Consider the following 16,544-nt stretch of genomic DNA (forward strand, 5'->3'; position numbering starts at 1 on the left):
TAGCATCGGAACGCGCTCAAGGCGCTGCCGGTGGTTCGTCGATGGAGGCCAGCATGTCCAACAGCTCCACCTGGTCGAACTGTGCCAACTGGCGTTCCACAATGAGCGCAGCCAGGGCCGACAGCTGCGGCGACATGAACACGTCGCGCAGGTCCATCTCCACCTGCAGCGCCTCCTTGAGCCGGACCACGACCCGTACTGCCAGCAGCGAATGCCCGCCGAGTTCAAAGAAATGATCGTGCCGGCCTACACGCTCCAGACCCAGCAGTTCCTCCCAGATCGTGGCGATGGCCTGCTCGGCTTCGCCGATCGGCGCTTCGTACGGGCGACTTGCCACAGCCTCCTGGTCGGGTGCAGGAAGCGCCTGGCGATCGAGCTTGCCATTCGGGGTCAGCGGAAATGCGTCCAGGGTCACGAACGCTGCCGGCACCATGTACTCCGGCAACTCCTGCAGCAGCCGCTCGCGCAGCGCGGCGGACGCGCACGTGTGGCCGGCGTGCGGGACCAGGTAGGCGACCAGGCGCGTCTCGCCCATCGCGTCCTCGCGTGCCACCACCGCGGCCTCGCGCACCCCCGCGCAGGTCGCCAGCCTGGCCTCGATCTCGCCCAGTTCGATGCGGAAGCCACGGATCTTGACCTGGAAATCGTTGCGACCCAGGTACTCGATCGTGCCATCGGGCAGCCAGCGACCGAGGTCGCCGGTCCTGTACATCCTGGCGTCGGCGGCATCGACGAAAGGATCGGCAAGGAAGCGCTGTGCGGTCAGCTCCGGACGATCGAGGTAGCCGCGCGCCACGCCTGCACCGCCGATGTAAAGCTCGCCAGCCGCGCCGACCGGAACAGGCTGTCGCTGCGGGTCGAGAAGATAGATGCGCACGTTGCCCAGCGGCCGGCCGATTTGCGGCCGATCCCCGCTGCCGTTGATCAGCGCCAGCGAGCTGTCCACCGTACATTCGGTGGGGCCGTAGACATTGAAGAACCGGGTGCGCTGGTCGCCGTTCAGGCGCCGCCAGATGCTGGCGGGGATCGGCTCGCCGCCGATCATGATTACCTTTGGCCGATACGTCGTTTGGTCCAGCAGGCCTTCGGCCAGCAAGGCCTCCAGTTGTACCGGCGTGCAATCCAAGGCATCGAGCCGGTGACAGCCCAGGAAGTCGAGCAAGGCCAGCGCGTCAAGGCGTACGTCCTGGGGAAGCAGGACCACGCAACGACCCGACAGCAACTGCAGCAGCGATTTGATCGAGGCGTCGAACGACAACGATGCGTTCAGTCCCACGCGCGCCTGGGCGTCCAGCCCGAAAAAGATTGCACGCTCCAGCTCCGAATGCAGGTTCATGACCGAGGCATGCTCGACCATGACACCTTTGGGCTGGCCGGTGGAGCCGGAGGTATAGATCACGTAGGCCAGGTGACGCGGGGTCAGCCCGTCTACCCGCGGATCGGCTGCGTGCTGCACCGATGCGGCGTCGCGCTCGGCGTCGAGCGCGAGCACCGGCACATCCAGCGTGTGCAACAGCGGCAGGCGCGACTGCAACGCCGAGGAACTCAGCACTGCCACCGGCTTGCTGTCGGCGAGCATGTAGGCCACACGTTCGGCAGGATACGAAGGATCCAGCGGTACGTAGGCCCCACCCGCCTTCAGGATGCCCAGGATCCCGGCGAATGTCGCCAGGCTGCGCTCGGCGAAAAGTGCAACGCGATCGTCCGGCGCGAGCCCGAGCGCGATGAGCCGGTGTGCGATTCGGTTCGCATGCCCATTCAGTTCGGCATAGCTGAGCTGCTGACCAGCGAACTCCACAGCAACCGCTTCGGGCTGCGCAGCGGCACACGCCTCGAACGCGGTGTGGATCAGCAGTCGCGGTTGCGCGCGGACCGGTCCCGGACTGAACTGGTCGACTAGTTGCGTGCGTTCCGCCGGTGTGAGCAGCGGCAGGCTGCTGACCGTCTTGGCATCGTCAGCCACCATGGCCTGCAGCAACGTCACCCAATGGCCGAGCATGCGTTGCACGGTGTCGCGTTCGAACAGGTCAGTGGCGTACACCACGCCCCCCACCAAACCGCTTTCGGTTTCCGTCATCGACAGGGACAGATCGAAGCGCGCGTTGCGCTGCGTGCCTTCGACCGCAGAGAGCTTCAGGTCAGGCAGACGGTCCAGACCGTCGTCCCCTGGTGTGTTATTCAGGCTCAGCGCCGCCTGGAACACCGCGTTGTGGCTCAAGCTGCGCTCGGGCTGCAGCGCCTCGACTACCTGCTCGAACGGCAGTTCCTGGTGAGCATAGGCGTCGAGCGTGGTCGCCTTGACCTGCGCCAACAACGCGGCCACGCTCGGGTCGTCGCGCAGATCGACGCGAAACGCGAGGGTGTTGACGAAGAAGCCGATCAACGGCTCGATCTCGGTGCGTTGCCGGTTCGCCACCGGGCTGCCGATCACCACCTGGTGCTGGCCGCTCAGCCGCGACAGCAGCACCGCCCATCCGGCGAGCAAGGTCATGAACAGGGTGACGCCGTGGCGCTGGGCCAGCGCATGCAGCGCTCTGCTGAGATCGCGCGGCACGCGTACCGGGACACTGTCTCCCGCGTAGCTCATCACCGCCGGCCGCGGCCGATCGGTCGGCAGCTCCAGCAGTGCTGGCGCGCCCGACAAGTGGTGGCGCCAGAAATCGATCTGCTCCTGCAGAACATCGCCCTGCAACCACTGCCGCTGCCAGGCCGCATAGTCGGCGTACTGGATGGACAGCGATGGCAGCGGATCGGTCAGGCCCCGGTGGAAGGCGGTGTACAAGGCACTGAACTCTCGCACCAGCACGCCAATCGACCAGCCGTCGGACACGATGTGGTGCTGGGTCACCAGCAGGACGTGTTCCTGTTCGGCGAGAACCAGCAAGCGGCCACGCACCAGCGGACCATGCGCCAGGTCGAACGGAGCGCGCGCTTCGCCCATGCTCAGTTCGGCCACCGCCGCCTCCTGCTCGGCCCCCTGCAGATGGCGCAGGTCGTGCTCGATCAACAGGAAGCCGCTCTCCGCAGGTGCGATCACCTGCTGCGGTTCGCCCTCCACGCTGACGAAAGTCGTACGCAGATTTTCGTGCCTGGCCACGATCCGGTCCAGGCTGGCGCGCAGCGCGGCGCGATTCAGGGCGCCGCTGAAGCGAAGCGCTGCCGGGATGTGATAGGCCGCGCCCGCGGCATGATCCAGTTGATCCAGGAACCACAGCCGCTGCTGCGCCCACGACAGCGGCATGGCGCCTTCGCGGTCGACGGGCACGATCCCCGCCTGCGGCGTCGTTGCCGCAGAGGCGATGCTGCCCGCCAGCAGTGCCGGCGTCGGCTGCGCGAACACATCACGCAGCGTCACATCCACGCCCAGCGTCGTGCGCAGCCGCGTCACCAGGCGCACCGCCAGCAGCGAGTGCCCGCCCAATTCGAAGAAATGGTCGTGGCGCCCGACCCTTTCCAGGTCCAGGAGTTCCTGCCAGATCGCGGCGATGGTGGATTCGGCCTCGCCAATCGGAGCCTGGTAATCCTGGCTGGCCAGTGCGTCCTGATCCGGCGCCGGAAGGGCCTTGCGGTCCAGCTTGCCATTGGGCGTCAGCGGCAGCGCTGCCAATGTCACGAACGCACCCGGCACCATATAGTCGGGCAGGCTGCGCAACAGGGTGGCTCGCAACGCGGTCGCCTGCAGCTCGCCCTCGTCCGCGGCAACGACGTAGGCCACAAGGCGCGCATCGCCGGATCCGTCGGTCTGCGCCACCACCACGGCATCCTCCACACCGGTGCAGGCCACCAGCTTGGCTTCGATCTCGCCCAATTCGATGCGGAAGCCGCGGATCTTGACCTGGAAATCGTTGCGCCCCAGAAACTGCAGGTTGCCATCAGGCAACCAGCGGACCAGATCGCCGGTGCGATACAGGCGCGCGTCTGGCTCGCTGGCGAAGGGGTCGGGCAGGAAGCGCTCGGCGGTCAACGCCGGCCGATTCAGATACCCGCGCGCGACACCTGCACCGCCGATATGCAGTTCACCGGCCACGCCGGCCGGTACCGGCATGCCGCTCGTGCTCAGCACATAAATGTGCGCGTCGGCAATCGGACGGCCGATCGGCACGCCCTCGTGCAGGACATCCTGGCCCTGACCATCGCTGACAAACGTCGTGCAGCCCACCGTCGCTTCCGTCGGGCCGTACTCGTTGACGACGATGGCATGAGGAAGCACGCGTTCGCGGAACCGATGCAGGGTACGCACGCTCAGTTGTTCGCCGCCGACGACCAGGCGGTGGCGCGTGCTCACGGTCGGCGCATTGTTCAGGCCAGCCAGCACGTCCAGGTGCGCAGGCGTCAGCTTGAAAAGCCATGGTTCGGGACGCAGGCAGTAGCGAAGCACTTCGGCCAGGCAGTGCTTGCGGTCCTCGGGCAACAGTACCACCGGCTTGCCAACTCGCCATGGCGCGAGCAGCGTGGTCACCGTCGCGTCGAATCCCAGCGGTGTGGCGACTACCGCGCCGCAAACGTCGTCATGCAGATAGGCGCCATGCGCGTGGGCGAGATAGGTGCCGACGTTGCGATGCGTCACCATCACGCCCTTGGGCCGCCCGGTCGACCCAGAGGTGTAGAGCACGTAGGCCAGATGGTCCTCGGTCAGGCCGATGGCGGCCGGCTCCGGATCGTGCTGTGGCTGACGCACGATTGCTGCATCATCGTCGATCACCACGACCCGCAGTAGGCTCAACGCCGGCAGGTTGTCCTCGACCGCGGAGACGGTCAGCAAAGCTAGGGGCGGGTCGCTGCGCAGGATGTCGGCCAGACGCTCGGCCGGATAGGCCGGGTCCAACGGCACATAGCCCCCTCCGGCTTTGAGCACCGCAAGCAGCGCCACCACCATATCGATGCCGCGCTCCATGCAGATGGCGACCCGCGCATCCGGCTTCACGCCCAGCGAGCGCAAATGGTGCGCCAGTTGATTGGCGCGCCGATTGAGTACGTCGTAACTGAGCAGCGAATCGCCGAAGATCAGCGCCGTCGCGTCCGGGGCGCGCTGCGCCTGCGCCTCGAACGCCTCATGCACCAGTCCGCGCTGCGCGGGCGCTGTCGATTCTCCCCGGCCGACGGCGAGCATGTGCGCGACCTCGGCTGCCGGCAACACCGACAGGTGCCGGACTGGAGTCGACGGCGCATTCGCCATCGCGTCCACCAGGGCACGTATTGTCGTCTCGAAGTAGCGGATCAGACGCTCCCCGTCGATCTCGGGCACGCACAGCACCGACAGGCCAAGCGCCTGGCCCCAGTCCTCCACCGACATCGTCAATGGATAGCTGCCATGGGTCTTGCTCCTGGCAAGCAAGCGAATGCCGTCCCAGCCCGCCGGGTCGAACGCCGAACTCTGCGTACTGCCGCTACCCTGGTTGTAGCGGTAGTTCAGCAACGCGGTGAACAAAGGCAGGTGCGACGGTACCCGGCTGAAGCGCTGCGCCAGCGCCAGCGGCGCCTGTTCGTGTGCCAGTAGTGCGGTCAGGCGCGCATAGGTGTCGCGTACGGCCTCGGTAACCGAGAGCGCCGCCAGCGGCAAGCGGATCGGCAGCGAGTTGATGAACATGCCGACGACCCGGTCGGCGCCCTCGGAGCCCTGCATCCGCCCGCTCAGCACCGTGCCGAACACGACATCGTCGCTGCCGCTGCACTCGGCCAGGACCTGGGCCCATGCGACGTGGAACAGCACCGCCGGGGTCACGCCAGACGCGCGCGCCGCGTCGCGGATGCGCCGCGATAGCGCGTCGTCGAACGGCAGGCTGCTCTCCTGCTGCGCCACGCCATGCTCGCGTGCGGCCAGGATACCGAACGGTGCGGTCGGTGCCTCGACGTCGCCGAACTGCTCGCGGAAATAGGTCTCGTGTTCGGTATCCGGCAGCGCGTGGGTCTGGGCGATGAAATTGCGATACGGCATCGGCGTGGGCAGGCGTTCGCCGTGGCCTTGCAGCAACTGCTGCACCTCGGAGAACACCAGATCCAGACCGATGTGATCGCAGACCATGTGATGGCTCAGCAATGCGACCAGCCAATCGCCTGACGATGCGTCGTACGCCACATAGGCGGCCAACATCGGCGCCTGGCGCAGGTCCAGCTGCAGCCGTTGCGGATCGGTCTGGGCCAGCAACTGCGCCAATGCCGGTGCTTCTGCGCCGGTGGTCAGCTCCACGATGCGCAACGGCGCCTGCCGGTGCACGACCTGAACCGGCTGCTGCAGGTCTTCCCAGAACACCGCCGTCCGCAGGATATCGTGACGGTCGATCACCACTTGCAGCAGTTCCAGGAAGCTGCGCATACGCGCTTGATCGTCGAATGCCAGCGTCAGGCGCAGTTGGTAAGTGTCGCCAGCGCCACCAAGCAGGTGGTGGAACAGAATCCCCTCCTGCAGCGGCGCCAACGGGTAGATATCCTGGATATTGGACACGCCGCCCGTGACGCCGGCGACGATGCGGTCGATGGCGTCCTGGCTCAGCTGCACCAGCGGCAGCAATGCGGGCGTGAGACGGGTGGTCTGCGCTGTGATCGGATTAGCGATCGCTTGCCGCGGTGATGCGCCGCCCTCGCCACGGTGCAGCCGTGCCGCCAGCGCGCTCAGCGTGGGCGCGTCGAAGACGGTGCGCACCTGTACCTCCAGCCCGGCCTGGTGCAAGCGCTCGATCAGGCTGATCACCAGTAAGGAATGCCCCCCCAACTCGAAGAAATGGTCATGCCGGCCGACCCGCTCCAGCGCCAGCAGTTCCTGCCAGATCGCGGCGACCGTCTGTTCCACATCCCCCACCGGTGCCTCGTAGCGGCGACTGGCGACAGCGGTCTGGTCCGGTGCCGGCAGCGCCTTGCGATCGAGCTTGCCGTTGGGCGTGAGCGGCAACGCCGGCAACGTCACGAACGCACTGGGGATCATGTAGTCAGGAAGACCACGCCGCAACTGGTCGCGCAATGGCAGCGCCTCCAGGACGGCGCCCTCCTGCGGTACGACGTACGCCACCAAGGCACTGCCTCCTGCCGCATCGGCACGATCGATCACCGCCGCTTCGCGCACCCCGGCGCAGGCAATGAGCCGGGCCTCGATTTCGCCCGGTTCGATACGGAAACCGCGCACCTTGATCTGCAAATCGTTGCGCCCGACATAGTCGATCGTCCCGTCGGGCCGCCACCGCCCCAGGTCGCCGGTGCGATACATCCGCGCTCCAGGAGTGTCGGCGAACGGATCACGCAGGAAGCGCTCCTCGGTCAGCTCCGGCCGGTTCAGGTAGCCGCGCGCGACGCCGGCGCCGCCGATGTGGATTTCGCCGACGACCCCGAGCGGCACCGGCTCGCCATCCCGGCCAAGCAGATAGACCGAAGTGTTGGCGATCGGTCGGCCGATCGGAACCGAGGCCGAGCGGTCCTGCGGCATGCAGCGATACGCCGTCGCCCATACCGTGGTCTCGGTGGGGCCGTAGGCATTGAACACGCGGTTGCCGCCTGCCCACTGGCAGGCCTTGGGCGGGAACGCCTCGCCTGCGACCACGAGAGTCATGTCCGCGTCGGCCAGGTCCTCGGCGGCGAAGGCCATCAACGCGGATGGCGGCAAGGTAGCGTGGCTGATGCGGCGCTGGCGCAAGGTACCCAGCAATGCGGGACCTGGGCGCAAGGCTTCGCGTGATGCCACGTGCAGGCATGCGCCGGCGGACCAGGCCATCACGATCTCGAAGATACTGGCATCAAAGCTGATCGAGGCGAACTGCAGCACCTGGCTCTGCGCGCCGACATCGAACAGCGCGGCCTGTGCCGCCGCCAGATGGCACAGGCTACGGTGCTCGACCATCACGCCCTTAGGCAGTCCGGTGGAGCCGGAGGTGTAGATGACGTACGCCAGGTGGGTCGGAACGAGCCCGACGGCACCGGCATCGAGGTTCTCGTCCGGCTGCCGCGCAATCAGTGCCGCATCATCGCCGTCCGGGTCCAGGACCAGGGTGCGCAACAGGCCGACCGCCGGCAGTTCGTCGACAAGCCTCGCCTGCGTCAGCAGTACCACCGGCGCGCTGTCGCCCAGCATGTAGGCCAGCCGCTCCATCGGGTAGGCCGGGTCAAGCGGCACGTAGGCGCCGCCGGCCTTCAGGGTGGCCAGCACGCCGACCAGCAGCTCCACGCCGCGCTCCATGCAGATCGCCACCCGGTCGTCGGGCCGTACACCCAGCGTGCGCAACAGGTGGGCGACCTGATTGGCACGACGGTTCAACGCGGCGTAGCTGAAGCACTGGCCATCGAAATGCAGTGCGAGCGCCTCCGGGCGAGCGGCGGCTTGTCCCTCGAACAATGCATGCGCCAGCATCGGGGACGCAGGCACGGCAGTGGTGATGGCGGTGGACGCTGCCAGCAACTGCGCGCGAGCGTGGGAATCCAGCAGCGGCAGCCGCCCGACGGATTGGCTGTCGTCAGCAGCCATGGCGGTGAGCAGTGTCATCCAGTAGCCGAGCATGCGCTCCACCGTGGCACGATCGAACAGATCGGTCGCGTAGATCGCACTGCCGGACAGGCCGTGGTCCGGGTCATCGGAGAGGGAAAGCGCGATGTCGAACTGCGCGCTTTGGCGCACGGTCGGCAGCGCCGACAATGCTAGGCCAGGAAGCTGCAGGTCGCCGCCGCGCGGAGTGTTGTTCAAGGCGAGCATGGCCTGGAACACCGGGCTGTGATCCAGGCTGCGCTCTGGTTGCAGGGCCTCCACCACTTGCTCGAACGGCAGGTCGCGGTGCGCGTAAGCATCGAGCGTCGTCGCCTTGACCTGGGCCAGCAGGGCAGCGACGCTGGGATCTGCGCTCAAATCCACGCGCAGCGCCAGGGTGTTGACGAAGAAGCCGATCAAGGGCTCCAGCTCCGAGCGTTGCCGGTTTGCCACCGGACTGCCGACCACGACGTCGTCCTGGCCGCTGAGACGCGACAGCAGGGCCGACCATCCGGTCAGTAGTGTCATGAACAAGGTCGCGCCATGGCGCTGTGCCAGCGCACGCAGCGCTGCGGTCAGTTCCATGCTCAACCGGACTTCCACGCGATCGCCGTTGTAGCTTTGCGCTGCCGGGCGTGGCCGGTCGGTCGGTAACGTCAGCAAGGCCGGCGCGCCGCGCAGATGCGCCGTCCAGAACGCGAGTTGCCGTTGCAACGCGTCGCCCTGCAGACACTGGCGCTGCCAAGCTGCGTAGTCGGCGTACTGAATCGGTAATGGTGGGAGCGGATCGGGCCGCCCCTGGCTGAGGGCCGCATACAGCACACTGACTTCCTGTACCAGCACGCCAATCGACCAGCCATCGCAGATGATGTGGTGCTGGGTCACGAGCAAGACGTACGCGTCGTCGGCCGTCTGTAACAGGCGGCCCCGAATCAGCGGACCGCTCGTCAGGTCGAAGGGCACCAGCGCCTCGTCGCTGCCCAGCCTGGCCACTTCAGCCTGCTGCGCGTCGGCGTCGAGCATGCGCAGGTCGTGCTCGTGGAGCGTGAAGCCGCTGTTTGCCGGTGCGATGACCTGACGTGGCGTGCCGTCCGTGCTGGCGAAGGTGGTCCGCAGGCTCTCGTGGCGCGCCACGATGCGGTCCAGGCTGGCCCGCAACGCCGCACGATCCAGGATGCCGCGCAAGCGTAGCGCCGCCGGCATGTGATAGCCGGCGCTCGCGGCATGATCGAGTTGGTCCAGGAACCACAAGCGCTGCTGTGCCCACGAAAGGGGCAGCGCAGCCTGGCGATCGGCCGATGGGATCGTCTCCGTCGCTGCAGGCGCCTGCGGGGCATCGCCGCGCTGTCGCAGCTGCTGCAGCGCGACCGCGCGCCGCAGGTGTTGCAAGGTCTGGCTCTGATCAGCGCTCATGGTCGACACCGTTGGCTAGCAGGGCGAGGAGTTCTTCCTCGGAGAGATCGCTCAATCCGTCCTCGACCGCTACGACGTCCGATGTCGAGAAGAGCTTCAGCTGTTCATTGACGACCATCGCGGCGAGCGACGAAAAGGTCGGTTGCTCGAAGAGCGCGCGTAGTGGCACCTCCACCTGCAGGCGCTCGCGGATCCGGATCACCAGTTGCATCACCAGCAGCGAGTGCCCGCCCAGTTCGAAGAAGTTGTCCTGGCGCCCGACCTGTTCCAGGCCCAGCAACTCCTGCCAGATCGTCGCGATGGTCTGCTCCACCTCCCCCACCGGCGCCTCGTAGGCACGGCTGGCCACCGCCGCCTGGCCCGGAACCGGCAAGGCCTTGCGGTCCAGCTTGCCGTTGGGGGTGAGCGGCAGCGCCTCCAGCGTCACGAACGCGTTGGGCACCATGTACTCCGGCAAGGCCTGCGCCAGCGTCTCGCGCAGCGCCGCCGCCGACAGCTCCACGCCCACCTCCGCCACCAGGTACGCCACCAGCCGCTGATCGCCCGGCACGTCCTCGCGCGCCAGCACCACTGCCTCGCGCACGCCTGCGCATGCCACCAGCCGCGCCTCGATCTCACCCAGCTCGATCCGGAACCCGCGCACCTTCACCTGGAAGTCGTTGCGTCCCAGATACTCCAGCGTGCCGTCGGCGCGCCAGCGGCCCAGATCGCCGGTGCGGTACATCCGCGCTCCCGCCTCCTGCGCGAACGGATCGTCCAGGAACCGCTGCGCGGTCAACTCCGGCCGGTGCAGGTAGCCGCGCGCCACGCCCACCCCGCCGATGTGGATCTCCCCCGCCACTCCGATCGGGACCGGCTGCCCCTGCGCATCGAGCAGGTAGATCCGCGCATTGGCGATCGGCTTGCCGATCGCCGGCCCGCCCGTGGAGGCCGCCACGTCCTCGATCGTCGCGTCCACCGTGCACTCGGTGGGGCCGTACATGTTGTGGAAGCCCACCTGCGTGGACGCGCGCAGCCGCTCCCACAGGTGCGGCCCGATCGCTTCGCCGCCCAACAGTACGCTGCGCGGCCGACGCGCCCCAGGCGCTAGCAGCCCGGCGGCCAGCCATGCCTCCAGTTGCGAGGGCGTGCTGTCCACCGCATCGATGCGCTGCTGCTCCAGGAATCCTACCAGCGCCGCGGCATTGGCCCGCAGCGCCTGCGGGATCAGCACCAGGCAGTGGCCCGACAGCAACTGCAGCAGCCCCTTGAGCGACATGTCGAAGGAGAATGCCGCGTTCAATGCCACCCGCGCATTGGCCGGACATTGGCGGTGCGTGGTCCGGGTCATCACCTGCCAGAAGTTCACCGCCGAGCAGTGCTCGACCATGACGCCCTTGGGTTGGCCGGTGGAACCGGAGGTATAGATCACGTAGGCCAGGTGCCGGGCGTGCAAGCCGGGCACCACCGGGTCGTGCGCGGCAGTGGCGGCGTCGTGCGCCAGGTCTTCAAGCACCAGCACGGGCGCGGCGGCGCTGGCCAGCATTGGCAGTTGCGCATGCAGCGCGGCCTGGGTGACCACCGCCATCGGCGCGCTGTCGGCCAGCATGTAGGCCAGGCGCTCGGCCGGATAGGCCGGGTCCAGTGGCACGTAGGCGCCGCCGGCCTTGAGGATGCCCAGCACGCCGACCACCAGGTCCACGCTGCGCTCGGTGCACAGCGCAACGCGCTCGTCCGGGCGCACGCCCAGGCCGATCAGGCGGTGCGCGAGCCGGTTGGCCCGCCGGTTCAACTCCCCGTAGCTCAGCACCTGGCCGTCGCACTCCACGGCCGGGGCGTCTGGCTGCCGCGCCGCCTGCGCCGCGAACAGGCCGTGGATCAACGCCTGCTGCGGATACGCCGCCTGTGTGGCATTGAACCCGTGCAGCACCTGCGAACGCTCGGCCGGCGACAACAGCGGCAGGCGGCTCACCGGCTGCGTATCGTCGGCCACCATGGCCGCGAGCAGGGTCATCCAATGAGCGACGATCCGCTGTGCGGTCTGGTGCACAAACAGGTCAGTGGCGTAGACCAGGCTGCCGGTCAAGCCCGTGGGCATGTCGGTCAGCGACAGGGACAGATCGACGCGCGCCGTCCGCTGCTCGATGTCGAGGTTCTCAAGAGTCAGGCCCGGCAGATCCAATTCGCCAGCGCCGGGCGCGTTATTGAGGTTCAACCAGGCCTGGAACACCGGGCTATAGCTCAGGTTGCGCTCGGGCTGCAGGGCTTCGACCACCTGCTCGAACGGAAGATCCTGGTGCGCGTAGGCCTCCAGCGTCGTCGACCTGACCTGGGCCAGCAGCGCGGCCACGCTGGGATCGGCCCGTAGGTCCACGCGTAGCGCAAGCGTGTTGACGAAGAACCCGATCAAGGACTCCGTTTCCGCGCGCGGGCGGTTGGCCACCGGGCTGCCGATGACGATGTCGTGTTGCCCGCTCAGGCGCGACAGCAATGACGCCCAGGCCGCATGCAGGGTCATGTACAGGGTGACGTTATGCCGTTGCGAGAATGCCCGCAGCGCCGCGCTGAGGTCGGCGCTCAATTGGACAGGAACGCGGTTGCCGCGATAGCGTTGCACCGCCGGACGCGGCAGATCGGTCGGCAGTTCCAGCAGCGCTGGGGCTGCAGCCAGATGCGTGCACCAGAACTCCAGCTGTGTCTGCAGCACTTCGCCCTGCAACCACCGACGCTGCCAGACGGCATAGTCGGCGTACTGGATCGGCAGTGGCGGCAGCGGATCCGGCTCGCCCTGGCAGAAGGCGGCATACAGCGCCGCGACCTCGCGCACCAGGATGCCGATCGACCAGCCGTCGGAAATGATGTGATGCTGGCTGACCAGCAACACATGCTCGCGTTCGCCCAGTGCCAGCAGGTGACCACGGATCAGCGGGCCGCGCGCCAGATCGAAGGGCGCGCGCGCCGTGGTGGCGCCCAAGGCATCGATCGCCGCCTGCTGGGCAGGGCTGTCCATATCGCACAGGTCATGTTCGGCCAGGGCGAAGCCGCTGCTTTCAGCGGCGGCGATGCGCTGCCACGGCTCGCCCCCGACGGTGACGAAGGTCGTACGCAGGCTTTCGTGCCGCGCCACGATGCGATCCAGACTGGCCTGCAGTGCGGTCCGGTCCAGCAGACCGGTCAGACGCAGCGCCGTCACGATGTGGTAAGAAGCGCTCGCCGTATGGTCGAGCTGGTCAAGGAACCATAGCCGCTGCTGCGCCCACGACAAGGGCAGCGCCTCGCCCCGCGGCACCGACAGAATCGCACCTTGCGCCGACGCGGCCGCGTTGGGCACGGTACGGGCCAGCGTCGCCGGTGTTGGTTGCGCGAACACGTCGCGCAGCGCCAGCTCCACGCCCAGCGCGGCGCGCAGCCGTGTGACCAGCCTAACCGCCAGCAGAGAGTGCCCGCCCAACTCGAAGAAATGATCGTGGCGCCCCACCCGCTCGATTCCCAGCAGGTCCTGCCAGATCGCTGCGATCGCCTGCTCCAGCTCGCCCACCGGCGCCTCGTAAGCCAGGCTGGCGACCGCCGCCTGGTCCGGCGCCGGGAGTGCCTGACGATCGAGCTTGCCGTTGGGCGTGAGCGGCAGCGCCTCCAGCGTCACGAACGCGCTGGGTACCATGTACTCTGGCAGCAATCGCGACAACGACGCACGCAGCGCGGCAGCCGTTACCTCTGCACCGACTTGCGGCACTACGTAGGCCAGCAACCGCTTGTCGCCGCCTGCATCCTCGCGTGCGATCACCACGGCTTTGGCAACGCCGTCGCATGCGACCAGCCTGGCCTCGATTTCACCCAACTCGATGCGCAGGCCGCGGATCTTCACCTGCAGGTCGTTGCGTCCCAGGTAATCCAGCGTGCCGTCCGGCAGCCAGCGACCGAGATCCCCGGTCCGGTACATCCGTGCCTCGGGATCAGTTGCAAAGGGATCGGCGAGGAAGCGCTGCGCGGTCAGCTCCGGCTGGTTCAGATAGCCACGTGCCACGCCTGGTCCGCCGACATGGATTTCACCTGCGACCCCAACCGGCAGCGGGTCTCCGTGCGGCCCCAGGACGTACACTCGGGTATTGGCGATCGGCCGGCCGATGGGAATGGTCCGGGCAGCGTCCGGCAACGTCGCGATCTCGAAGGTCGTCGCGAAGGTCGTCGCCTCGGTGGGACCATAGCCATTGAGGAGGTGACGCGGCGGCAGTGCGCCGTTGAGCACGCGCGCCACGCTGCGCGGGTCCAGAACGTCTCCGCCGACCAGCAGATACTTCAAGCCGGCGAAGGCCAGGCCCAGCACGTTGACGTACTCGTTGAACAGGCCGGCGGTCATCCACAGCGCGGAAGCCTTGCCTTCGACCAGCACACGGTTGAGGGCCTGTGGGTCGAGCACGTCCTCCTGCGCCACGACCAGCAGGCGTGCGCCGTTGAGCAAGCCGCCCCAGATCTCCCAGGTGGATGCATCGAATGCCGGATTCGCGCAGTGCGCGACGCAGTCGTCCGGGCTGAGCGGCGCATAGGAGGCATTGACTGCGAGCCGCACGACGCTACGGTGCTCGACCATCACCCCCTTGGGCTGCCCGGTCGAACCGGAGGTGTAGAGAACATAGGCCAGGTGACGCGACGTCAGGCACGGCACGATCGGATCGGGGACAGCCGCAGGCAGTGGAGCGGCCTCGATTTCATCAAGCACCAGGACGCTGGCATGCGCGGCCGTGGAAGGAAGCCGTTCGCGCAATGCCGACTGCACCAGGATCGCCGCGGGCGCGATGTCGGCCAGCAGATAGGACAGGCGTTCGGCCGGATACGACGGGTCCAGCGGCACGTAGGCACAACCTGCCTTGAGAATGCCAAGCAGGGCGACCACCATGCCAACGCTGCGCTCCATGCATAGCGCGATGCGATCGTCGGGTCTGACCCCGAGAGCGATCAGCCGTTGCGCCACGCGGTTGGCGCGTCGATTCAACGCGTCGTAGCTGACCAACTCCCCGGCACCATCCAGGGCCACTGCCTGCGGCTGCCGCATCGCCTGCGCCTCGAACAGGACGTGGATCGGCTGGTCGTGCGGATAGTCCGCCTGTGTCGCGTTGAAGTCGTATACGACCAGTTCGCGCTCTTCCGGCGAGAGCACGCCCAGTTGCGTAAGCGAGCGTTGCGGGTCTTCGGCCAGGGCCTGCACCAGCGCCGCGATGGCCCGCTCCACGTAGCCAAGCACGCGTGCGCTGTCGATGCCCGGCACCGACCAGATCGCCAGGCCGAATCCCTGCCCGAGGTCATCCACCGAGACCGTCAGCGGATAATTCGTGCGCGCAAACCCGTCCACCACCCACACACCTTCCCAGGCGGATACCTTCGCCGCAACCTCGTCGGGTTCGCTGACCTCGTGGCTGTGGCGGTAATTGAGCAAGCTTGTGAACAGCGGTGCTGGGGACTGTACGCCGCTGCAGCGCTGGGCAAGCGCCAGCGGCGTCTGCTCGTGGGGCAGCAATGCCCCGAGCCGGCGATAGGTGTCCTGGACCGCCTCGGCCACGCCCAGACCTGCCAGCGGCAACCGGATCGGCAGGGTATTGATGAACATCCCCACGACCTGCTCGGCGCCTTCGGTCTCCTGCAGGCGCCCCGACAACACGGTGCCGAAGACCACGTCGTCGCGCCCGCAGCATTGCGCCAACACCCGTGCCCAGGCCAGGTGGAACAGGACGGCCGGAGTCACGCCCTGCTGCCGGGCTGTCTCGCGGATCCGCTGCGCCAGCGTCTCGTCCAACCGTTGCCGTGCCTCGTCCAGTTCGCCTGCGTTCTCCGCCTGGACGTCCAGCACCCCGAATGGCGCAGTGGGTTCGTCCACATCGCCCAGCTCCGCGCGGAAATACGCCTCGTGCTCCGCCTCGGACATCGCAAGCGCCCTTGCGATGAAATCGCGATATGGCATCGGCGCCGGTAGCGTCGCCTGCTGGCCCTGCAGCACGGCCTGGATTTCCGACAGGATCAGATCCTGGGCAATATGGTCACAGACGATGTGGTGGTTCAACAGGGCCAGCAGCCAATCGCCGGTCGCCGGATCGCGTGCCACGTAGGCGGCCAGGATCGGCGCCTGGCGCAGATCCAACCGCATCCGCCGTGGGTCGGTCTGGGCCAGCAACTGCGCCTGCGCCGGCGCGTCCGCCGACAGGGTCAGCTCGTGGACCGGCAGCACCGCGCGGCGCTGCACCACCTGCATCGGCTTGGCGAGTTCCTCCCAGTGCACCGCGCTGCGCAGAATGTCATGGCGATCGATCACCTGCTGCAAGGCGTCCAGGAATGCGTCCAGCCGCGCGCGGCCGTCGAAGGCCACCATGGTGCACAGCAGGTAGGTGTCGCCGCCGTTGTCGTGCTCCAGCAGGTGATGGAACAGGATGCCTTCCTGCAGGGGCGCCAGCGGATAGATATCCTGGACGTTGGCAACGCCGCCAGGCACGCTTTCCACCAGGCGGTCGATCTCGGCCTGGGTCAGGCTCGCCAGCGGCAGCAGGTCGGGCGTGATCGCCACAGTCGCAGTGGTAATCCTGTTCGGCGGTACCGTGGCACGCGGCAGCGCGGACGCCGCCAGCACTATTTGCTCCGCCAGCGCGCCTAGCGTCGGCGCCATGAACACGCTGCGCACGTCAGCGCTCAGCCCGCGTTGACGCAGTTGCTCGATCAGGCCGAT

Annotated in this window: 2 protein-coding genes (1 of these 2 cut by a window edge); both read right to left on the minus strand. The window is 67.5% G+C overall.

Going from position 1 to position 16,544, the window contains the following annotated elements; genetic code table 11:
- Window positions 1–16: 16 nt before the first annotated feature.
- Window positions 17–9,856, minus strand: a complete 9,840-nt coding sequence (locus RAB71_RS11405) for a non-ribosomal peptide synthetase (protein ID WP_050946540.1) — start codon at window positions 9,854–9,856, stop codon at window positions 17–19.
- Window positions 9,846–16,544 carry the 3' portion of an amino acid adenylation domain-containing protein gene (locus RAB71_RS11410; RefSeq protein WP_353940049.1) on the minus strand. It continues 3,168 nt past the right edge of the window, so 6,699 of the gene's 9,867 nt are visible here — the last part of the coding sequence; its start codon lies off the right edge, out of view — the gene reads right to left on this strand; the stop codon is at window positions 9,846–9,848. Before RAB71_RS11410 ends, RAB71_RS11405 begins: the two co-directional genes overlap by 11 nt.

The organism is Xanthomonas sacchari (genome assembly GCF_040529065.1).
Classification (GTDB): domain Bacteria; phylum Pseudomonadota; class Gammaproteobacteria; order Xanthomonadales; family Xanthomonadaceae; genus Xanthomonas_A; species Xanthomonas_A sacchari.

Bases quoted from the DNA above. Each gene is read 5' to 3' on its own strand.
- RAB71_RS11405 (WP_050946540.1), bottom strand. From the start codon at position 9,856: ATGAGCGCTGATCAGAGCCAGACCTTGCAACACCTGCGGCGCGCGGTC.